Consider the following 22,131-nt stretch of genomic DNA (forward strand, 5'->3'; position numbering starts at 1 on the left):
TTATCAACTCAAAATCTATATGACAAACTGCAATAAAATATACGAAAAACACTGTCGGAATGCTATAATATACGAATACTAAATTTTGAGGTTTTCCGACATGTTGATAGGATATATGAGAGTTTCAACGGATGGTGATCGCCAAAGTACTGATTTACAACGTGATGCACTGATCAGTGCCGGAGTTGATGAACGGCATATTTTTGAAGACAAAGCTTCCGGATCAAAAGACGACCGTGCCGGTTTGGCTCAGGCACTGCAATATGTTAAATCGGGAGATACGCTTGTAGTCTGGAAATTAGATAGGTTAGGACGCTCACTCCCCCATCTGATCGAGATCGTTAATCAACTCAAATCCAAAGGGGTCGGATTCAAATCTCTTACTGAGGGGATGGACACCTCCAGCCCGTCCGGAGAGTTGCTGTTTCATGTATTCGGAGCACTGGCACAGTTTGAACGCTCACTAATCCAAGAACGGGTCAATGCAGGACTCGCAGCGGCACGTAAACGAGGACGGATCGGTGGACGCCCAAGATCGATTCCTCAAGAGAAGATGGAAGCTATTTTAGAGGCGTTGAATAATGGGATGTCGAAAGCGGCAGTTTGCCGCACCTTTGAAGTAAAAAGATCGACGTTGATCGATACTTTGAACCGTATATAAAGTTAATATTGTATAATCAATCTTCAATATTATTGAACAGTAAAATATTATGATAATGGGATGTTGCGATCTTGATTAGTGAAAAAATAACACGAAAAGAATTAATCGATCAGCACCTAGTTCAAGCCGGTTGGAATATTAGTGACAAATCTCTTGTTGTTGAGGAACTTTATGTTGCATCAACTAATGAATATATCGATTATGTTTTATATGCTAAAGATGGTAAACCCTTGGCCGTCGTTGAAGCAAAAAAATCATCTAGAGATGCAGAACTCGGTCGTGAACAAGCAAAGCAATATTGTCAAAATCTTCAAAAAGAGTTATCTATTGACTTCCCTTTTTGTTTTTATACTAATGGAAATGATATTTATTTTTGGGATATCGGGAACTATCCACCTAGAAAGATCTACAGTTATCCTACACGAGAAGATTTAGAGCGGTTAAGACATATTAAAAAGTATAAAAAATCTCTTTCCCATGAATTTATTGATACCAAAATTGCTGGTCGAGATTACCAAGTCAGTGCAATACGTTCTGTAATGGAAGCTATTGATAGAAAAAGAAGAGATTTTTTGCTCGTAATGGCTACCGGTACCGGAAAAACCAGAACAACAATTGCTTTGGTTGATGCCCTCATGCGCGCTGGAATTGTTAAAAATACGCTTTTTTTAGTAGATAGAATTGCCCTACGTGAGCAAGCGATTGAAGCGTTTAAAGAATATATGCCAAATGAGCCATATTGGCCAAAGTTTGGAGAAAGTACGATTTCAAAAGATAGAAGACTTTATATTTCGACTTATCCGACGATGTTAAATGTTATCCGTGACGAAGAACAAACACTATCATCACATTTTTTTGACTTGATTATCATTGACGAATCTCACCGATCAATTTACAATACTTATGGTGAGATACTAGACTATTTTGATGGAATCAAACTAGGGCTAACGGCAACACCGACAAATGTCATCGACCATAATACATTTAATGTATTTGATTGTGAAGATGGCCTTCCAACTTTCGCATTTTCTTATGAAGAAGCACTTGATCATACACCACCTTATCTTTGCGATTTCCAGGTGATGAAAATTAAAACAAAGTTTCAAAATGATGGGCTTAGTAAAAGAACCATTTCATTAGAAGATCAAAAAAAGCTTCTTTTAGAAGGTAAAGATATTGAAGAAGTTAATTTTGAAGGTTCTGATCTAGAAAAAAGCGTTATAAATATCGATACCAACAGATTAATTGTCAAAGAATATATGGAAGAATGTATTAAAGATCATAATGGTGTTCTTCCCGGTAAAACGATTTTCTTTTGTATGACTAAAGCACATGCAAGACGTGTTGAGCAACTATTTGATGAACTTTATCCTGAACATGTCGGAGAACTCGCAAAAGTCATTGTTTCAGACGATAGCAGAGCTTATGGTAAAGGTGGCTTGCTTGATCAATTTAAAAATCAAGACATGCCTAGAGTTGCCATAAGTGTAGGTATGCTTGATACGGGTGTGGATATCCGTGAAATCACCAATCTGGTATTTGCTAAACCGATTTACTCATATACTCGATTTTGGCAAATGATAGGTCGGGGTACGAGGTTATTAGAGAGCTCAAACCTAAAACCATGGTGTACCGAAAAAGACAAGTTTTTAATCCTTGATTGTTGGGACAACTTTGAATACTTTAAACTTCAACCGCAAGGAAAAGATTTAACTGCAAATACGCCGCTCCCTGTAACATTATTTGATCTGAGGACTCAAAAAGTTGCAAATTCTATTGAGCATCATCCTGATATTGCTACAAAAGAGATTCGGAAGTTACAAGGATTAATCGCTTCTTTTCCCATGAATTCCATCACAATTAAAGATGCAAAAAACGATCTTGATAAACTCGATAATAACTTTTGGAATGAGATCACAAAAGAGAAACTTAGCTTTTTAGATGCATTTATAAAGCCGCTGGCAAAAAGTATCGTAGGGGTTGATTATAAGGCTATGCGCTTTGAAAAAGATGTTGTTGCATTCAGTAATTTTTTATTGTTAGGCGATAAAGACAAGCTTGAAAAACAAAGAGATAAATTGATCGCTCAAATTAGCGAATTACCTTTATCTATAAATATCGTAGCGATTGAAAGAGAGACGATCGAAAAAGCTAAAGAGGTTAAATACTGGAATCATGTTAGCGATAGTGAACTGGACATTTTAATTGATAAGTTATCTCCTTTGATGAAATACAGAGAAGAACTAAGTCCCAGAGAACAAGTGAAATACGACTTTGAAGATATCATCAAAGAAAAAGAGTTTGTGGAGTTTGGAGCTGATAGAGAATCAGTAAGTATTACTAAATACAAAGAGATGGTAGAAGATAAAATTGCCCATCTTCTAGCCAGTAATCCCACACTTCAAAAGCTCAAAAATGGTGCATCCATTACGCATGAGGAGATAGAATCATTAGCTAAAACGCTTCATAATGAAGACCCATACATTACGATAGATTTACTAAGACGCGTCTATATGAATAAAAAAGCCCCTTTCCTAAAATTTATCAAACATATTTTGGGAATAGAAGAACTTAAAAACTTTCCTGACACAGTCAGTGAATCGTTTGCTCAATTTATTCAAATCCATCCAACATTGACAACGACACAATTAAAATTTTTGGATTTATTGAAAAATTATATTATCGATAACGGTGATATAAGCAAAAAAGATCTAATCCAAGCACCATTTACGGTGATCCATCCATCAGGCATCAGAGGGGTATTCACCCCATCTGAAATAGACGAAATTTTACATATTACCCAGGAGCTAGTCGCATAATGTTACATCTAAATCCACAATTAAAAAGTCTTATCAATAAGCTCTGGAATAAATTTTGGGCTGGTGGGATTTCCAATCCACTGACTGCTATAGAGCAAATCACCTATCTAATTTTCATGAAAAGAATCGATGAACTCGACCTCAAACGAAAAGCCGATGCAGAATGGACCGGAGAAGAGCACACATCACTTTTTGATGGAGTATATTCAAAAATTGTCAAAAAAATCAATCAAGAAACTGGTAAAGAAGAAGATGTAGCAGAAGAACGTTCAAAAGAAGAGTTTCGATGGGGCTTCATCAAAAACATGAATACTGCGGATGAAAAGCTTGAACATATCACACAGTATGTTTTCCCATTTATCAAAGAGTTAAACGGAAAGAACTCACATTTTACAAAACATATGAAAAATGCAGTTTTTGTGATTCCTAGTCCACCACTCTTGCATGAAGCCATTAGTATCATCGAAGAACTATTCAAAGAAATAGAAAAAGATGCGCTCGAAAATGGTCAAGCATTCCAAGACATCCAAGGAGATGTATACGAGCATTTACTAAGTGAAATCGCTACAGCTGGTAAAAATGGGCAGTTTAGAACGCCAAGACATATCATCAACTTACTTGTAGAAATGGTAGAACCAAAATTTGGAGACAAGATAGCTGATCCAGCATGTGGAACTGGTGGATTTTTACTAGGGGCTTATCAGTACATACTTACTACTTTTGATAGAGAAAATAAACATTCGCAACAAGATGAAAACGGTTTTGTTCGCAGTACAACCAGTGCATTGCTGACAGAAGACAGAAAGCAAGTTATCGATAGTTCACTTACAGGATATGATATCGACGTGACAATGGTGCGACTAGGACTTATGAACCTCATGATGCACGGTATCGATGATCCGAACATTGATTACACTGATACGCTCAGCAAAAGCTTCCAAAAGTATGAAGGAGAACAAAACTCTTACTCGGTAATTCTCGCGAATCCACCGTTTACGGGCAATCTCAATAAAGGCGAGATAGACGACAACCTCACCCTAGATACGACAAAAACCGAATTGCTTTTTATCGATAGAATCTACTCTATGCTTAGAGGTGGCGGAACAGCCGGTATTATTATCCCCCAGGGAGTACTTTTCGGAAGTGCAAAAGCATTTATAGATGCTAGAAAAATTATGATTGAGAAATCACAGCTAAAAGCAGTCATTACGATGCCTAGCGGCGTATTTAAGCCCTACGCCGGAGTAGCAACAGCTATTTTGATTTTTACCAAGGGTGGAGAGACCGATAATGTCTTTTTCTACGACATGCAAAGCGATGGGTATACTCTTGATGATAAAAGAGCCAAATTAGAGGGGTATGGTGACCTCCAAGATATTATTGCTAAGTACAAAAATAGAGCATCTATTGAGAACAATCGACGCAGCAAGTTTTTCATGGTCTCAAAGCAAGAGATAGTTGATAAGAATTACGATCTCAGTCATAGCAGCTATAAAGAAGAGGTGTATGAAGAGGTAGAATATGAAGCTCCCGAAATTATCCTATCAAAACTTTCTGACCTTGAAAATATGATTCAAACTGAGCTCAACAAAATCAAGAGTCTTTATGCCTGAGATTAAGTTTGTACGATTTGGCAAACTACTAAAGTTTTTGCCTAAATCCAAAATCAAAGCTGGTGATGGACAAGAAAGCGGTAAATATCCATTTTTTAAATCTGGAAATGAGCAGACGAAATTTATAGATACCGCTATTTTTGAAGGTGAAAGTTTAATCATCGGGGATGGTGGAAGTGCAAATATCAAGTACTATGATAAAAAATTTTCAGCTTCAGACCATTGCTTTGTCATTCAAAGGGAAGTTGAATATATAGATGTGAAATATGTCTATTACTATCTCCGATCAAATATAAAAATTCTTGAAAATGGTTTTAAGGGTGCTGGGCTAAGAAATATTTCGAAAAAATATATTTCTGAGATAAATATTCCTCTTTTACCACAATCAGATCAACAAAAAATTGCTCAACTTCTCACTCAAATTGAAGATTTGATTAGCACAAGAGAAGAAAGTATACAGCTACTTGATGATTTAACAAAAAGCACATTTTTGGATATGTTTGGGGATCCTGTTGTCAATCCAAAAAATTTGAAAAAAGAAAAACTAAAAAAATTTGGAAAAATTATTACTGGAAATACACCGCCGAGAGTTGAAAATAAGTTTTATGATAGTGATTTTATAGAATGGGTTAAGACAGATAATTTATTTGAAGATAAATTATTTGCAACTAAATCAAAGGAATGTCTATCTGAAGAAGGTTTAAAGGTAGGAAGAAAAGTAAGAGAGGGCTCTTTATTAGTCACTTGTATAGCTGGAAGTGTTAAATCCATAGGAACGGCTTGTTTGGTAGATAGAAGTGTATCATTTAATCAACAAATTAATGCGATAGAACCATATGAAGGAGTAGACTCATTTTTTTTATATCAGCTTTTTAAAATTTCCAAGCAATATGTTCAACATCATGCGGGAAAAGGAATGAAAAAAATTATTAACAAGTCTACATTTGAAAATATACTTTTTCCAATGCCTGAAAATGATTTACAAAAGAAATATGGTGAAATATTTGAAAATATTGAAAAAACAAAAACTATTTATCAGGATAGTTTAAAAGAACTCAATAATCTATTTGATTCAATAGCTCAAAAAGCTTTTAAAGGTGAACTTAATACAAGTAAAATTGAAGTTATTCAAAAAAATAGTGACGATGCAGAAAAAATTGTTGAAGAAATGATAAATTATTTACACGATAAAAATGAACATTTTGAAAAAGTACATGAAAAAAACACAACCGTTATTACAAATCAAACGGATGATTTCACGGCTAATGGATACCAAATGGATATTGATCAATTTAAAAGTCTAATATTGGATTTTTTAGAAAAAGAAGCTACTTTTGAAGAGCTTGTTAATTTTTTGCAGGCCAAAGGATGGACGATTCCGTACGATCAAAAACACAATCAGAAGGAAAAGCCATTTACATATAAAGATACCATTTTCGAATTATTAAAAAATGGAGATATAGTACAGAGATTCGATGAAAGCAAAAAACAGATAGTGATAAAGAGTCTCTAATGAGATTAAAAAGAATCGAACTCTACGATGATTTTAGAAGTTTGAAAAGTGGTTTTACACTTGATTTTGTAGATGATTATACCTCATATGATAAAAATGAGCAGTCTATTGATCCATTTTGTATTGTAGGTAAAAATGGAAGTGGTAAATCAAATATCTTAGAACTTTTAAGTGCTATATTTTATCAAGTTGAGATCAGTTGTTTAGATTTTCTTCCTAGAGAAATGGTTACTAGAATTGAAAAAATAGATGATGACGAAATTGAATTTGAAGACGAAATTGAGCTAAAAATCTTTCAATCAAATATTACAAAACCTAATGCTTATAAATTAGAGTATTACATAACTCATGGTTCTAAAGAAGCACTTGTGACAATTAAAAAGGAAGCAGATAAGTACCGAGTTATTGAGTTAACAACATATGATGATCAGGGAACTCCTAAAAGATTAAACCTTGATAAAGTTAACTTACAAAATAAAGAGTTACCGATTTTACCGGAGTATATTATTGGCTATTCATCCGGGCAAAATGAGATTTTGAGCCTTCCATTCTTCAAAATGCGTCTTATTCAATATGATGAATATGTAAATTATTTAAAAGTTAATAATAATTTTGAATCTCATGAATCGAGAATGGTATATCTTGATGATGTGTTTTCACAAGCTATTTTTATTACCAATTTTATTTATTCAGACACTAAAGTTAATGAAGTCTTTAAAAGTACCATAGGTATTGAAACGGTTGAGTCATTTAGAATAGTTATCAATCAGAATATTAACATCAAAATAAACGATGAAAGAAAATATATAAGATCTGAAGTTCTTAATAAAATTGAGCTACTCAAAAATTGTGCGACCATGTCCTATAACAACGAGGATGATATCAATCAACTAGTATTAGATTACTACCTTGATGATGAAGTAAAAAAAGCTTTTATGTTGAGTTTTGGATATGGTAAACAGGGAAGGCTCAATCTATTTCAAACGTTACAGACATTAATAAATCTTAATTATTACTATATTGATGAATCAACGAAGCATAAACTTTATAATTCACAAAGTCTTTTTGCAAAAGGCTATTTGCCTGAAACTCCATGGAATAAAAGATTTTTTACATTTAAACATTTTATGTTAAAAAAGCAAGGTACGAATGAAACTATCCTCAGCCGTTCCTTATCAGATGGTGAATACCAGTTTTTACATTCTATAGGGTTGGCATTAATTTATAGAGATACACAATCATTATTTTTACTTGATGAACCGGAAACTCATTTTAATCCTTCTTGGCGAGCACAGTATATGAGTGTTCTCAAACAGTGTTTTAAAGAGACCACTACAAAAGCAGAATTTTTAATAACGTCACATTCTCCATTTATAGTTTCAGACACAAAAACAGAAAACGTAATTCTTTTTGAAAAAAACATAGAAGGAAATGTTCAAAGAGAAGAAATAGAATTTAATACTTTCGGTGCTTCTGTCAATAAAATAACAATGAAAATATTTGGTCAAAAAGAAACTATTGGAGAAGTCGCAAATAACAAGTTTAAAGAGTACATGAACAGATTTGATTCACAAAAAGACATTGATACGATTATTGATGATATTGATCTTGAATTTGGTGAGTCTGTAGAAAAAATTCTATTTATGAAAATGTTTTTTAATAAACAAAAGGTTAAATAGATGCTCTTTCCGTACAAGTATATAAACCATGATATGGAAAAAATGCAAAAATATATGGATTATATTTTTTTTCAAGTATGGATGAAAGCAAAATATTATGATGAATTTGACTTGTCTTTATTTAATAAGAATAAAGATTTAAAAGAGATCATATTTTATTTTTATTATGGGGATACAAGTCCGAGCTATGGAAAAAAATTTGTTCAAATAGTAATGAATATCTTTGAAATTTTTAAGAGTTTGAATTCTTATCACTTGAAACTATTGAAAAAATGGTATATCTCCAATAACAATATAAAAGAAATTTGCAGGGGTAAAAAAAAACCTATTAGGTATCAAGATATCTTTTTCAATACTGATTTGAGAGATGAATTAAAATCTTTGTATACAGTTTTATATGAACAAAATTATCTGGGACTGAAGGAGATCAAAAATCATTACAAAGATTTCTGTTTAGAAAACAATAAAAAGATTTGCCCTTTTTGCGGTTTGTCAAAAATGAAATGTGATCTACACTCTAAACGAGAAGCTTATGACCATTATCTTCCACAAGAAAAGTACCCTTTTAATACTATTAACTTTTTAAATTTAGTGCCTGCTTGTCATGACTGTAATAGTTCCTATAAACTAAGAAAAGATCCTTTGTTTTTTAATGATATATTAAAACGAAAAGCATATTATCCATATAGAAAAAATCATATACCAATAAATATATCTATTGAAATTGATAAACACACTAATGATGTAAATATTAATTTTGATACTCCAGAATTTGAAGAAATAGAAACATGGCAAGAAATATATGGAATTCAGGAACGATATCGAGCTATTTGCGATTTCAGTGATGAAGGCGGCTCTTGGATCGAAGATGTAAGAATTTATGTAGACGGAGGAAAAGGTGGTTTTGATGATTATGTTGAGTACACGGAGCATTTATTTCAACAACATTCGAATCCATATCATGAAAGAAGATTTTTAAAAGTACCATTTTTAAAAGCCTGTAAAGATGCTGGGATAATTTGATGAAGCAAAAAGTATTAATCGTTCAAAGCTAGAAAAATTTTATTCGTTTGATCAGTCCTAAATTAACATTAAAAAAACTTAGCGACACACTCAATAATTAAATCATAAAAAAATTATGGAATAGTGGTTGCTTTATATTTTGTATGGCAGAAAAAGATATAAAAATAAAAGTTATCGAATATCTTTTAAGTAAGAAGATACATGATGTTGTTATTCCTGAAGTTACAGTAGGGCATAAGTCTCTCACTAATACTCAAGTAAGAGCAGATATTTTTGCTCTAAATGGTGATATAAGTATATATGAGATTAAAAGTGAAAAAGACACGTTAACAAGACTTCAAACACAAATTGGTAGCTACAAACAGTATGCAAATAGAGTCAGTGTTGTGGTAGCAACAAAGTTTTTATCAAAGCTAGATATAGATGATAGTATAGGCATCTATGAAGTGGTTTCAAACGGTATAAGAGAAATACGTCCGCCAAGCCATCATGAGCTCAAAAAAGATGATATTTTAGAATACTGGCTTAGCAATGAGCTTAAAGACTTTTTATTCGGATATAAGGGTTCTTCTAAGATGAATAAAAAAGATTCCATCGAGTTTGTAAAAAGTTTGTTAAATGATACTCAGATTTATAATGCCACTTTGCATATGTTGAAAGGTCGTTATAAAGAAGAAAGCTCATATATTAAAGAATTTAAAAAGTTTCCAAAGCGAGGTATGCAATTCAATAGTAATGTTGTTCCTCTAAAAAAACTTCCATTTGGATTGCTTACGCCATAGCGATAGAAATCCCATTATGGATAATACAGTTTTCTTTCATATCACCTAGCGTAAAACGTGAAGTTTTCGTAAGAATATCGTCACATGCTTCACAATGCCCTGCTTGGATTGCGGATAGTCCAGCGACAGCGATACAACCTTGGAGTAAATCCATTGCATCCATCCATGTATTTGTACCCGCTCGTTGCCGTCTTAAATAGTACTGGTCAATATTTTCAATACAGTTGTAAAAGATTCTCGCAGTTCTTGCTGGGAATCCATTGGGGTCAACAGCCGTATCTTTTTCAAATCCGCAATAATCTGCATAAATAAGTTCTGGATGATATGGTTGTAGATTTTTAAAGTTCACGAGAGCATTATTATCGCAAAACGTGTCGGTATTATCTACTAATTTATCGGTAGAAAGGATGTTTTTTGCCAGAAACACTATTTTTAAATCGCTACTTATTTTTTCAATATCTTGTAATTCTTGATGAGTATCTCTAAGCTCTTTGCTATTTTCTTCGAGAACAATATAAGTGTTGTCAAGGATATCAGCTAATGGTAATAAGTAACTTGTCAAATGTTTAATGCTATCTCTTTCAGCTTCGATTCTTAAACATATTCTTGTGTATTTTGTACGCAATTTTGCAATATCCATAGCATAGTCAATTGATGCGGTATTTGTCAGGCGTGTTCTAATTACAGGAATAATATTGGAAGTGTTTGTAAGTGGCATATAGTAATCAACAAACGCATTTTCTGAGTCTAGTTTTTTGTATTCTCGTTTAGGCATTTTTACTTTTGTTGTATCTTTATCTTTAGCATCATTAAATTGCTGTGCCTCAATTCTTTTATCTATATTACTTGTTTCTTGCAGCAATGATAAATCTAAAAAATGAGGGGAATCAAAGCCATCTTCTTGATACCCCTCTATCTTAGTATCAGTTCCTATAACAAGCATTGGCATAATTGTTTTATTTGCATGCGCTTTCATTAGGGATATGCTTTTTCGTGTCTTTTGCGTATACCCTACCGTAGGGACATAAATATCTATTAGAGAGGTTGAAATTTCATCGATACGCTCCATCAATGCATCTTCGTTCTCAATTGTTATGTCAAGATCGATATCCGCATTATAATTTAGCATTACTTCCAAGCGATCCGCATAGGAGTAATATGATATTTTGATGTCGTTTTGGGTGTATTCAAAAATAACAAGGGAATTTAATACAGTGCTCGCGCTCAGCTTTGGAGGGGGCGGAGAGGTCTCTGCTTCTATTGTAGCACCATTAATCGTCAATAAAAGCTTTTTAGGACCAAGAGCAGGCGAAAATACTTTCTTTAATGATTTTAAAGCCATGAATATTCCTTTTTGATTTTCAGACTATTGCCTAACCCATATTTGTTTAGGGTATGGTAGATTGCCCCTTCTGAAACCTTGAATATGTCGCATAAAAGCTTCGTGGATATTCTATCATCACCTTGTATGGACGAAAGTAGTAAATCTAATTTTTGTTTTGGGATCAACAGCTCACCTGCAAATACATCCGCTTCTTTTTCTGTCGGATCTTTGGAATCAATATAATCATTCCGTGCATATAGTAGTTCTGAACTGTCTCTGAAAGATGTATTATTAGAATGCGCCATATGTTTAACGACATGACCAAGCTCATGAGCCACAGTAAATCTCTCTCGGTTATGTGATATATAGCCTTTATACTCTATGACAATATCGTTATTGATATAGCACTTACCAGCTTCAGAATCATCCAATAATGGGTTTTTTATCACTTTTATTCCAAGTTTATGTGCTACGTCAAACGGGCTTATCTCAAAAGGAGAGGAAGGGTATAACTCATCGATCAGCTGTGTAGGTGCTGTAATAGTTTTAAGATAGTCAAGAGTTGCTTGAACTCTGGTATGTTGTAATGAGGCAAGCAGTGCTTTATCTTGAGCAATCATGTACTCAAGCATTGGGTCACTTGGATTTTCCATTAACAAAGCATGGGTATTTTCAATAAGTTTTTTGGTATCTTCAATTTGGTTATTTAGCCTTTGAATATGATTATACATGGGATACCTCTATGATGCCTTTTGGGCTATTTTGCCTGTCTGTTCCGAACCAATTCCGCCAGTAATTTATACGATCTTGCATAGTACCATAATATTTGTGCGCAACTGGAAAAGTTAACACATTGTACCCATCGATATTATAGGTGTGTTTTGGATAATGACCGGATTGATTCATATCGAACATTATCAGTGCAGGATTAAACTTGGTATAGTCGATAAAATTCACCAGATCAATATCATCTGGATTAAGCTTATTGGTACTAAAACTTCCATCTACCCATTGCGTAAATGGGTTAATAAGATTGCTTTGTAAATCGTGTAGATATCGCAAATAAAAATCCCAGTTACGCTGCCTTGTTGTTGACGTAGAAAAGCTATCTACAAAAGAATCTTTACATTCAGCAAGAGTAAATGGAATGACTTCGTACGGTGTTATATTACCATTTGAATCGAAAACTACTTTGCTCATCTAAACCTTTTCATATTAAAATGTATAATATTATATTTTATCAAAATTAATGCAAATAACAACTATTTACGATAAAACAAACACATCAAGTAAATACCAATAGTTTGAAACCCTATTTATTAGCTACAAATTGTTTAGTTTTGAGCCCATCCAAATAATCACTCCACCATTGAACAAGCTCTCGTCGTTGCTCGATGTAATCAGCATGATTATAAGCTTCTGCAACTTTTGACTGAACCGTATGTGCTAAATGAAATTCGATAATATCTCTATCCGCTTTGTGGCCATTTTCAATGTTTCTGTGCTCATTAGCAACCGTTGAAAACATCCCACGGAAACCATGAGGAACAATCTCTTCGCCAAAGCCAAGACGTTTCAATCCAACGTTTAATGTGTTCTCACTAATGGGTTTTGTAGGATCAGCTGGGCTCGGAAAAAGATATTTGGATCGATGTTTCGAATAGGGAGCTGCTTTCAAAATGATCTCTATCATCGTATCCGTCAGCGGCATAATATGGCGTCGTTTTGTTTTCATCTTTTCTGCGGGGATATCCCATAGTTTTTTTTCGAAATCAAACTCATCCCACTCTGCAAAACGGATGTTTTTAGGCCGTAAGGCGAGATAAGGGGCTAGCTGAAGACCAAAGCGTGTTGACGGGTCACCCTTATAATCTTCTATCGCCAATAGTAGCGCTTTAATCCCTTTTGCATCGGTAATCGTAGGGTAGTGGTTGTCTTCATTTACAGGAGGCAGAATATGTTTACGATTGATGTCAGCAATAATATTGTGTTCAACGCGGCCATTATCACACGCCCATGACCATATTTGACCGCAAAGGGTTAAAACCCGGTGTGCCGTCTCATTGTATTTCGGATCAATTTTTTTGACACACTCGATGATTTGTTTTTTGGTAATCTCGTCTATATGCTTGGATGGTAAATGAGGGATAACATACATTTCTATACGTCTCTTTTGTCTTTGAAGATGCCCTGTATTTCTTTGCAGTACATTCCCATGATACTCAAGAAAATCATCTAGTATTTTTGTGATTTGTTTGTCATTTTCACCATCAATTTGCTTTTTTTCGATTGATTTGAGTTTATTTTTGCCAGAGGGAAGCGTTCCTTCTTTTAACTGTGCTTTCAGTCGATCGCGTTCTTCACGCGCCTCCTTTAGGCTAACCCCTTTTTTTTTCGGTAAATATTGCCCTATGGTGATTTTTTTAACTTTTCCATCAACTGGTGATTTGAATCGATATATCCATGTCTTTGTGCCATTACGCTTTACTACTGTCTCATCCGGCATCGTTTTAATTTCATCAGGCTTAATAACAAGCATCAATCCATCGCCGTCAAAAAGCGCATATTCTTTCTCTTTGGGATTACTCGCATCTATCTCTAAAACAGTAAGATGCGTAACGATTCTAGCCATGGTCAGCCTTTGTGAGTAATAAGTACATTAAAAATATCCAAATGTACTTTTTAATAAAATGTACTCAAATTGTACTTATTTATGCTGATATGTACCTAAATTCGTTGAGAGTCATGGAGAATAAAATTATAGCTAAAAAGCCTATTTCAGGAGTTTTATGAGGTTTATTTGGAGGCTTTGAGATAAGAGGATGGTGGAGGCGTCCGGGATTGAACCGGAGTCCTAAACCAAGGAAGTAAAGGCGTCTACATGCTTAGTAACGTTGTTTGTTTTTCAGATGACTATCACACAACGTGCAAAGCTACGTCATCCAATTCTCTAAATTCATTCAAGTCCGAGACACTCCAAGAATATAGCTATCGCAGGGGTTATACGCCAAGCCCTCTCGGTGATAGCATAGAGAGGTAGCGCAGTCCTAAATTAAATTAAACTTACGCTACAGCGTAAGCAGGACGGTAATTAGTGTTGTTTGCGTTTAAGCAAGTGTGAGCCGTATAACGGAGCTGCTCAGTCCGGCGATGCAACCTAAACCTTCTTGATCCAGTCGAAGCCATGTCGCCCCCACGTGGTAACCGAAGTTATAAGCGCATTATACCCAAAGGTGCGTAAATGAATACGTAGTTACTGAAAGGTGATAATGAAACCGATCTCACGATCACTATAGAGGATTGAATCGGTCGGTTCCCCCGTAAGATGATGGGGAATCACACGAAACTGCGGATACGTCTGAATGCTCATGGTGACGTCTAGATCAATCCTGAAAAACAGAAGAGTATCTTTCAACCCATCGGCAATACTTCCCAGCGGATCGAGGAAAAAATAGCTGATATTTCCCAAACCTTTTGACCCGAAAACGACTCCCCCCTGCTGATCCAGTTTCCCCTCGAGCATAAACATCCCCTCTCCGAACAAAGAACCGACCAGCGGGGTAAAAATCAAATCTTGGATCGAAGGGACCTCAGCAAAGGCCTCATACCCGTATTCCCAGAAAAAGGTGGACATCAACGTGGAAAATGCCGCCGATTCACCGATCGTAAATCCGTCATTTCGGGCTAAGGTATAGTAGTATGCACCTGCGACCGGATGGCCGATATAGTTGATAACCCAGCTGTCATTATCCCAAACGGGCTTGGTACTGACATGATCTTTCCATCGCTGGGATAGCGATTTTTCTTCGAGTTTCGCGGCATTCCAGTTGGTAATATCTTCGGGCAAGAAAGCCAAAATACCGATGGATGAAAGCATTACAACTTGCAAGTAGACCGAGTCTTCAACCACTTCTCGATAGCGATAGGGAAGCGTTTCATTGACATTCATAGCCGTCGGAAGGTAATCTTTGATATCATCGTCTATAGACCCGACAACCGAAAAATTATTCTCCTGAACCGTCATTGGATCAGGAGAAACTTCCAATGCTCGTAATGTGTTGTCGGATTGCGGAGATAGTTGCGTGAGCGTATCATAAAGCGTATTATCGGCAAAAGTGTTTATCGTCACCAAGAGTAAAAAGAGAATCCGATAACGCATCATTTTTTTACAAATGCCGCATACGCTCTAACTATTAATCAATGATTTGATGTTGCGGGTAATGTCACAGCATTTAGCGATTTTTTGAGTGTTGTTTAACGTATCATCCAAAAGGACATTGACAATCGCCGAACCGACGATAACACCATCCGCCCCCTGCACTTTTTCTCGCGCGCTCTGTTCATTCACCCCAAATCCGACATACACCGGAGTCTGGGTATGACGTTTGATCATCTCGAGTACCGGAGCCAAATCTTCCGCTTTTCCGCTTCCGGTAATCCCTGCATAGGCGACGAGATAGATAAATTTGCGCGCTTGCGCCGTGATAAGTGCAATACGTTCTTCACCGTCGGTCGGAGCGACAAAAGTGATATTCGCCAATCCACGGTTCTCAAACAGTGTGTGATACGCTTTTGCTTCCTCATACGGGACATCGGGAATAATCAAACCGTTTACTCCGATACTTTTAGCCGTATCGAGTAATTTTTCCATACCGTATTGGTAAAACGGGTTAAAATATCCCATCCACAACGTATCGATTTTAGGGGCTATGCTAGCGGAAATATCTAAAAGGTCGGCAAAACGAAAACCTGCTTCAAGAGCACGCTGATTTGCCGCTTCGATGACCGGACCATCGGCAACGGGGTCAGAGAACGGAACTCCGAGTTCTAAAGTATCGACACCGTTTTCACCGAGTGCTAACGCCAAATCTACGGTAAAATTTTTATCAGGATAACCTGCGGTAATGTAGGCTACGAGTTGCTTCACGCTTTCTCCATATCGGGTAAAATTAAAAGGGAAAAATGGATTTTAGTGAGTTCATTATCCATTTTGAAATCTTCTTGCCACTGCAAAAACATGTCCGAAACACTGATGAGCCAGTTGATGGTCTCTTCATTGACAACCTTATCGCTGGTTCTAAGTTGTTCAAGGGCATCTTCGACAAATGTTGAGAGACGAACCATCGGCTGAATCTGCAAATAGCCTGAAGCTGATTTGATATTATGGAAAATACGGAATAGCTCTTCAATACTGCGATGGTAACGTTCACTGTTTCCCAAATCAATAATCAAAGATTCCATAACTTCGGACATCATTGCGTAATGATCTAAAAATTCGTCAATGATTTCGAAGTCGAAATTGGCTTCCAGAGCACTCCGTATCCCCATAATGAACTCTCCTATAATGGGTGAATTATATCGAGCTTTTGATTAATCCCGTATCGTAAAATGCCATGCAATAACTTTGAGAGGGAAATTTTGGGTAAACTACGCCTATATTATTAATAAAACGCAAGTGGAGCAAAGCCCCACTTGACTACGCTTGCCGCTGTGGCACTAAAGCTTGCCTCAAATGAGGCAGATGTTTACAAAGATAGAGGATATTTTTAGTATGAAAAAACTGACAATCGGTTCAATTCAAAAACGCAAAGGGTCGCTTCCGCTCGTGATGATCACGGCGTACGATGCCCTTTTTGCCCGTCTTTTTAGCGAAAGTGCTGATATTCTCCTCGTCGGCGACAGCCTCAATATGAGCTTTGGCGGCAATAGCGATACCCTCAGCAGTACCATGGATCAAATGATTTATCATACCAATGCGGTCTGCAAAGGGGCACCCAATACGTTTGTCATCACCGATATGCCTTTTGGAGCCTATACCGATGAAAAGAGCGCTTTAGAGAATGCGATACGTGTTTATCGTGAAACCCCATCCGATGCGGTCAAAATTGAGGGGGGGGCGGATAAAGCCCATCTGGTACGCCATCTCACGGCAAACGGAATCGCCGTCTGCGGGCACATCGGATTACTCCCCCAAGCGTTTCGTGCCGAGGGAGGGTATAAAGTCAAAGGTAAAACCGAAGTAGAAGCCCTCTCTCTGATCGCCGACGCCCAAGCGATTGAACAAGCCGGTGCTTTTATCCTCGTCATCGAAGGGGTTAAAGCCGACGTCGCAACACGTGTCGCTCAAAGTATCTCTATTCCCGTTATCGGAATCGGTGCGGGTAACGGCGTGGACGGACAGGTTCTTGTGTTCTCTGATATGCTCGGACTCTATGAGCCGTTTGTCCCAAAATTCGTTAAACAATACATGAGCGGTGCCGCTTCGGTCAAAGATGCAGTGAAAACCTATGCCGATGAAGTTCAAACCCGTTCATTCCCCGATGAAAATTATGTTTACTAGGATCCGATAACGTGGAACGTATTGTAGAGATTGAAAAATTTAACGCCGAAGAGGTCACTGAGACTTCGTTGCGCCCCAGCGCATGGGACGATTATATCGGACAAGAACAGATCAAAAAAAATCTGGGGGTCTTTATCGAAGCGAGTTCAAAACGCCGAGAAGCTCTCGATCACGTCCTTTTTTACGGACCTCCCGGTTTGGGGAAAACGACCCTCGCCCTCATTATCGCCAACGAAATGGGGAGCAACATCAAAGTCACCGCCGCTCCGATGATCGAAAAAAGCGGTGATCTCGCCGCTATCCTCACGAACCTCGAAGAAGGGGACATCCTCTTTATCGACGAAATCCACCGTCTCTCGCCAGCCGTCGAAGAGATCCTCTATCCTTCGATGGAGGATTTTCGTCTCGACATCATCATCGGTAGCGGTCCGGCGGCACAAACGGTCAAAATCGATCTCCCCCGCTTTACCCTCATCGGTGCGACCACCCGTGCGGGGATGCTTTCCAATCCCCTGCGCGATCGCTTCGGGATGAACTTTCGGATGCAGTTTTATACCCCTGATGAGCTATGCAGTATCATCACCCAAGCCGCCACAAAATTGGGCAAAAGCATTGACAAAGAGGCAGCGCACGAAATCGCCAAACGCTCACGCGGAACCCCCCGTATCGCTTTGCGCCTCCTCAAGCGGGTTCGTGACTTCGCCGATGTTGCCAATGAAAACACTATCTTGCACCAACGCTCCCGTTATGCTCTCGATCAACTCGGGATCAATGCCAACGGATTCGATGAGATGGATATACGCCTCCTCAAATTCCTGATGGAAGCCAAAGGGCGCGCTATGGGTCTCTCCACTATCGCAGCGGCACTGAGTGAAGACGAGGGGACAATCGAAGATGTACTCGAACCCTACCTGCTGGCTAACGGTTATTTGGAACGGACAGCGCGCGGACGGGTTGCCACACCCAAGACCTATGAACTGCTCAAATTCGGAATACCGCAAAACGGGCTGTTTGAATAAGGAATAATGTGAAAAAAGAGCACTTTACCCTCGTACTGCTATTGATTGTTTCCTACGGAATATACATTTTATATGAGCCGTTTTGGATGAGTATCGTCGTTGCTTCGCTTTTGGCAATTTCTACCCACCATATTCAAATGGGGTTTTTTAATCTGACCAAAAACCGTTTTTGGGCTTCCGCCCTCTCTACCCTTATGTTAGGGTTACTTTTCTTCGCACCGTTAGGATATTTTTTATTTCATATCTCGCTCATGATGCAAAACCTTGATCCGATGATCATGAACACCATAGAGACAAAAATCCATACTTGGATAACCCATCTACCGCCTTACCTCTCCCGTTTCGAAGCAAAAATAGAGGCCTCGTTAGTCAAATTTGATCCTACCGCATTCTCTCAGCACATCATCGCCTACGCTTCTGAGATCGGGAGTTTTGCGATGTCGTTTCTCTCGGGGACCCTTTTTATCTTGATCTTCTATTTTATCGCCCATTACTATGGACGGGAGATTTTTGAGTTTTTCAAACGTTCCGCCCATTTTCCGCAACAAGAGAGCACCCTTATCATGTTTGAGATGCGTTCCTCCATGAGTGTCGTTTTCTACTCTATTATTGCCACTGCCGTATTTGAAGGAGCCTTGTTTGGTCTCGCGATCGAATACATGGGATACAACGGTCTGCTTTTCGGAATTATGTATGGCTTTGCATCCTTGATCCCTGTTGTCGGAGGGGTAGTGATGTGGCTTCCCTTTACCCTGTTTGAACTCTCTTTGGGAAATACGGAAAATGCCCTGTTTATTGCGCTCTATACGATTATTGTTATCTCAGTCGTTGCCGATACCTTTATCAAACCGGTCATTATCAAAATCATCAACCAAAAATTGATCAAGCCCCAAGAGAAAATCAACGAACTCATTATCTTTTTCGCCATCATTGCCGGACTCGCAACTTTCGGCTTTTGGGGGATGATTATCGGTCCGGCCATCACGGTTCTTTTTTTAACGTTGATGAAAATCACCGAAGCTCAAAGCGAAGAGATTATTCATTAATACTGTTAATACACGATTGATGCTGTATTAGTCATTCTGCTCTATGATGTTAAAGTTAAATACCACAACACGGAGAAAAGCCATGAAAAAGATTTTAAGTATCGCACTGATCCTCGGTGCAACAGCATTACTTGCCGGAGGGATGCAACACGGCATGCAACACGGCATGAATGATGGAATGATGTGCGGCGGCAAGGGCGGAATGATGCAAAAATGTGAATGCGACACAAAAAAACTTCCGCCAATGATGGAAAAATTGGATTTGAACGATAAACAAAAAGAACAAATCACTAAAATTCGTGAAGAGGGTAAAGCGTTCCACAACAAACAGCACGAAAAAATGATGGGGGTACTCACTCCTGAACAACGCGCTAAAATGGAGGGAATGAAAATGATGATGGGAGAAATGGGTTCAAAAAACTGCCCGAATAAAGGTGATATGAAAGGGATGAAAATGGGCGAAGACAACATGGGCGGCATGGGTGGTATGGGCTGCAAAAATTGTGACAACAAGTAAATACGATGATCAAAATCCTTCTGATAGAAGATGACCTCGAAATATCGGATCTCCTGACCCAATATTTGAGCCGTTATCAGATGGAGGTCATTTCGTATGCCCACCCCAAAGCGGCGCTCGCCTCTTTGGGGATTGAATCATATGATCTTGTACTACTCGATCTAACCCTCCCCGATATGGACGGGTTGGATGTCTGCAAAGCGCTTCGTGAGCGCAGTGACATCCCGATTATTATCTCTTCGGCTCGGAGTGATTTGGGAGACAAAGTTATCGCCCTCGAATTGGGCGCCGATGATTACCTCCCAAAGCCCTATGAGCCCAGAGAATTGGTCGCACGCATCCAAAGTCTTCTTCGCCGTATCAACGGTAAAACGATCCAAGCCAGCAGTGATACGTTTCGTGTCGATGAAAACGGGATTTATAAAGAAGGAGAACTGCTCCTCCTTACCCGCGCCGAATTTGAGCTCTTAAGTCTCCTCATAAAGCACCATCGCCAGATTGTCTCCCGTGACTTTATCGCCAACAATGTTGAATCGATCGGATGGGAGAGCTCCGAGCGCAGTATCGATGTCCTCATCAGTCGAATACGCCAGAAAATCGAACCCAATCCCAAACACCCTACCATCATCCGCTCCATTCGCGGTATGGGGTATCAATTTACCCTATGATCTCACGTCGCCACTCCGTTTTTTTCAAGCTCCACGCTTTCTTTTTTCTCGCACTTATCGTGTTGATTTTACTCTTTATCTCAGCATTGCATGAACAAGAGCAACAAAAGCTTCACCTTCTCGCCCACCGATCAATGGAACTCTCCCGTATCATCGACGAAACCAAAGCGCGCGGCTGTATGGAAAAAAATCATGAACTAGCCGAAGCAGGGTTCAAAATGATGGAAGCCAAAACACCTAAATGTAAGGCGATAACACTCCCTCCTCCGATGGAGTCAAAGCTGCGATCCCACAATATCAAAGTAACCATATACAAAGATAACATAGGATTTATCTATGAACTCGCCGAAGGTCATTGCACCATGTTCTATCGTGACACAGCGGAGGGGAAAACCTACTATTTCGTGTGGTTTTTATTCTTTGCCCTCTTAGGGGGACTCGTGAACATGTATCTTCTGCTATGGCGCAACCTCAAACCGCTAAAACGTCTCTATCAGCAGATACAGCGATACGGTGAAGGGGAAGAAATACACCATACGCCAAGCAACGGCAAAGATGAAATCGCCCTGATCTCCAATGCTCTCTATGATGCACTCGAGAAACAAAGCAAGCTCAAAAAATCACGCGAGCTTTTCTTGCGTAACATTATGCATGAGCTAAAAACCCCCATTACCAAAGGAAAACTCATCGTCGAGCTCGAAGAACCGAGTCCTAACCGTAACCTGCTCGCCAAGCTTTTCTCTCGATTAGAAAATCTGATTCGTCAGATGGCGGATATCGAGAAAATGCACGCATTTTCCCTCACAAAAAGTCCGAAAAGTCTTGATTCTATGATCCTAACGGCGATGGATAATCTGATGATTGAAGATAATTGTGTAGAAGTAAGCGGATGCACCCAAAGCATTATGGTCGATAGCGAACTCTTTACCAGTGCCCTCCAAAACCTAATCGACAACGCTGTGCGTCACGCGACCTCCTATCCGATTCATATCCATTGTGACGGAGAAAAAATCTGTATTCGAAACAGCGGAGAACCTCTTAAACGTCCGGTCGAAGAGGCATTACAGGCATTTGTCACCGAGCGGGGAGACGGGGGATTGGGATTAGGACTCTATATCGCCCAATCG

Annotated in this window: 20 protein-coding genes and 1 other RNA gene; 13 read left to right on the top strand and 8 right to left on the bottom strand. The window is 38.2% G+C overall.

Annotation, left to right across the window (positions count from 1 at the left end; translation table 11 throughout):
* The first annotated feature begins 100 nt into the window (after window positions 1-100).
* From A3G19_RS00595 to A3G19_RS00625, 7 genes are all read left to right on the top strand, one after another.
* Window positions 101-661, top strand: a complete 561-nt coding sequence (locus A3G19_RS00595) for a recombinase family protein (protein WP_294870053.1) — start codon at window positions 101-103, stop codon at window positions 659-661.
* 71 nt (window positions 662-732) lie between these two features.
* Window positions 733-3,480, top strand: coding sequence for a DEAD/DEAH box helicase family protein (locus A3G19_RS00600; RefSeq protein ID WP_294870054.1), 2,748 nt, complete (start codon window positions 733-735; stop codon window positions 3,478-3,480).
* Window positions 3,480-5,093 (top strand): class I SAM-dependent DNA methyltransferase, encoded by a 1,614-nt coding sequence (locus tag A3G19_RS00605; protein ID WP_294870056.1) that lies wholly within the window; start codon window positions 3,480-3,482, stop codon window positions 5,091-5,093. Before A3G19_RS00600 ends, A3G19_RS00605 begins: the two co-directional genes overlap by 1 nt.
* Window positions 5,086-6,606, top strand: coding sequence for a restriction endonuclease subunit S (locus A3G19_RS00610; RefSeq protein ID WP_294870058.1), 1,521 nt, complete (start codon window positions 5,086-5,088; stop codon window positions 6,604-6,606). Before A3G19_RS00605 ends, A3G19_RS00610 begins: the two co-directional genes overlap by 8 nt.
* Window positions 6,606-8,285, top strand: a complete 1,680-nt coding sequence (locus tag A3G19_RS00615) for a restriction system-associated AAA family ATPase (RefSeq protein WP_294870059.1) — start codon at window positions 6,606-6,608, stop codon at window positions 8,283-8,285. Before A3G19_RS00610 ends, A3G19_RS00615 begins: the two co-directional genes overlap by 1 nt.
* 33 nt (window positions 8,286-8,318) lie before the next feature.
* A complete protein-coding gene (locus A3G19_RS00620) occupies window positions 8,319-9,308 on the top strand; it encodes a hypothetical protein (RefSeq protein ID WP_294870061.1) in 990 nt (329 codons plus the stop codon).
* A 143-nt stretch (window positions 9,309-9,451) separates the two neighbouring features.
* Window positions 9,452-10,090, top strand: a complete 639-nt coding sequence (locus A3G19_RS00625; protein ID WP_294870062.1) for a sce7726 family protein — start codon at window positions 9,452-9,454, stop codon at window positions 10,088-10,090.
* On the opposite strand, the gene A3G19_RS00630 is transcribed toward A3G19_RS00625, so the two are convergent.
* The 8 genes from A3G19_RS00630 to A3G19_RS00665 form a co-directional block, all read right to left on the bottom strand.
* Window positions 10,080-11,432: a hypothetical protein gene (locus A3G19_RS00630; RefSeq protein ID WP_294870063.1), complete on the bottom strand. Its 1,353-nt coding sequence runs from the start codon at window positions 11,430-11,432 to the stop codon at window positions 10,080-10,082. The genes A3G19_RS00625 and A3G19_RS00630 overlap by 11 nt on opposite strands.
* Window positions 11,423-12,145 (bottom strand): ImmA/IrrE family metallo-endopeptidase, encoded by a 723-nt coding sequence (locus tag A3G19_RS00635; RefSeq protein WP_294870065.1) that lies wholly within the window; start codon window positions 12,143-12,145, stop codon window positions 11,423-11,425. Before A3G19_RS00635 ends, A3G19_RS00630 begins: the two co-directional genes overlap by 10 nt.
* On the bottom strand, window positions 12,138-12,614 hold the full coding sequence (locus tag A3G19_RS00640; protein WP_294870067.1) for a hypothetical protein: 477 nt from the start codon (window positions 12,612-12,614) through the stop codon (window positions 12,138-12,140). Before A3G19_RS00640 ends, A3G19_RS00635 begins: the two co-directional genes overlap by 8 nt.
* Before the next feature lie 112 nt (window positions 12,615-12,726).
* A complete protein-coding gene (locus A3G19_RS00645; RefSeq protein ID WP_294870069.1) occupies window positions 12,727-14,046 on the bottom strand; it encodes a site-specific integrase in 1,320 nt (439 codons plus the stop codon).
* Between the two features lie 191 nt (window positions 14,047-14,237).
* Window positions 14,238-14,609, bottom strand: a transfer-messenger RNA (tmRNA) gene (gene ssrA / locus A3G19_RS00650).
* Between the two features lie 58 nt (window positions 14,610-14,667).
* Window positions 14,668-15,573, bottom strand: coding sequence for a DUF3943 domain-containing protein (locus tag A3G19_RS00655; RefSeq protein WP_294870071.1), 906 nt, complete (start codon window positions 15,571-15,573; stop codon window positions 14,668-14,670).
* 27 nt (window positions 15,574-15,600) lie between these two features.
* A complete protein-coding gene (trpA, locus tag A3G19_RS00660; RefSeq protein WP_294870073.1) occupies window positions 15,601-16,341 on the bottom strand; it encodes a tryptophan synthase subunit alpha in 741 nt (246 codons plus the stop codon).
* A complete protein-coding gene (locus A3G19_RS00665; protein WP_015654302.1) occupies window positions 16,338-16,742 on the bottom strand; it encodes an Hpt domain-containing protein in 405 nt (134 codons plus the stop codon). Before A3G19_RS00665 ends, trpA begins: the two co-directional genes overlap by 4 nt.
* A gap of 223 nt (window positions 16,743-16,965) precedes the next feature.
* On the opposite strand from A3G19_RS00665, the gene panB reads away from it, so the two are divergent.
* From panB to A3G19_RS00695, 6 genes are all read left to right on the top strand, one after another.
* Window positions 16,966-17,754, top strand: a complete 789-nt coding sequence (gene panB / locus A3G19_RS00670; protein ID WP_294870075.1) for a 3-methyl-2-oxobutanoate hydroxymethyltransferase — start codon at window positions 16,966-16,968, stop codon at window positions 17,752-17,754.
* Between the two features lie 11 nt (window positions 17,755-17,765).
* Window positions 17,766-18,773 (top strand): Holliday junction branch migration DNA helicase RuvB, encoded by a 1,008-nt coding sequence (ruvB, locus tag A3G19_RS00675; RefSeq protein ID WP_015654304.1) that lies wholly within the window; start codon window positions 17,766-17,768, stop codon window positions 18,771-18,773.
* Between the two features lie 8 nt (window positions 18,774-18,781).
* Complete coding sequence (locus tag A3G19_RS00680; protein ID WP_294870077.1) at window positions 18,782-19,819, top strand: AI-2E family transporter; 1,038 nt, start codon at window positions 18,782-18,784, stop codon at window positions 19,817-19,819.
* 82 nt (window positions 19,820-19,901) lie between these two features.
* Window positions 19,902-20,336 carry a hypothetical protein gene (locus tag A3G19_RS00685; RefSeq protein ID WP_015654306.1) on the top strand — a complete coding sequence of 145 codons (435 nt, stop codon included), beginning with the start codon at window positions 19,902-19,904 and terminating at the stop codon, window positions 20,334-20,336.
* A gap of 5 nt (window positions 20,337-20,341) precedes the next feature.
* Complete coding sequence (locus tag A3G19_RS00690) at window positions 20,342-21,004, top strand: response regulator transcription factor (protein ID WP_015654307.1); 663 nt, start codon at window positions 20,342-20,344, stop codon at window positions 21,002-21,004.
* On the top strand, window positions 21,001-22,131 hold a 1,131-nt coding region (locus A3G19_RS00695), incomplete at its 3' end, for an ArsS family sensor histidine kinase (RefSeq protein ID WP_294870079.1). The genes A3G19_RS00690 and A3G19_RS00695, both read left to right, overlap by 4 nt.

Source organism: Sulfuricurvum sp. RIFCSPLOWO2_12_FULL_43_24, from assembly GCF_001829605.1.
GTDB lineage: Bacteria > Campylobacterota > Campylobacteria > Campylobacterales > Sulfurimonadaceae > Sulfuricurvum.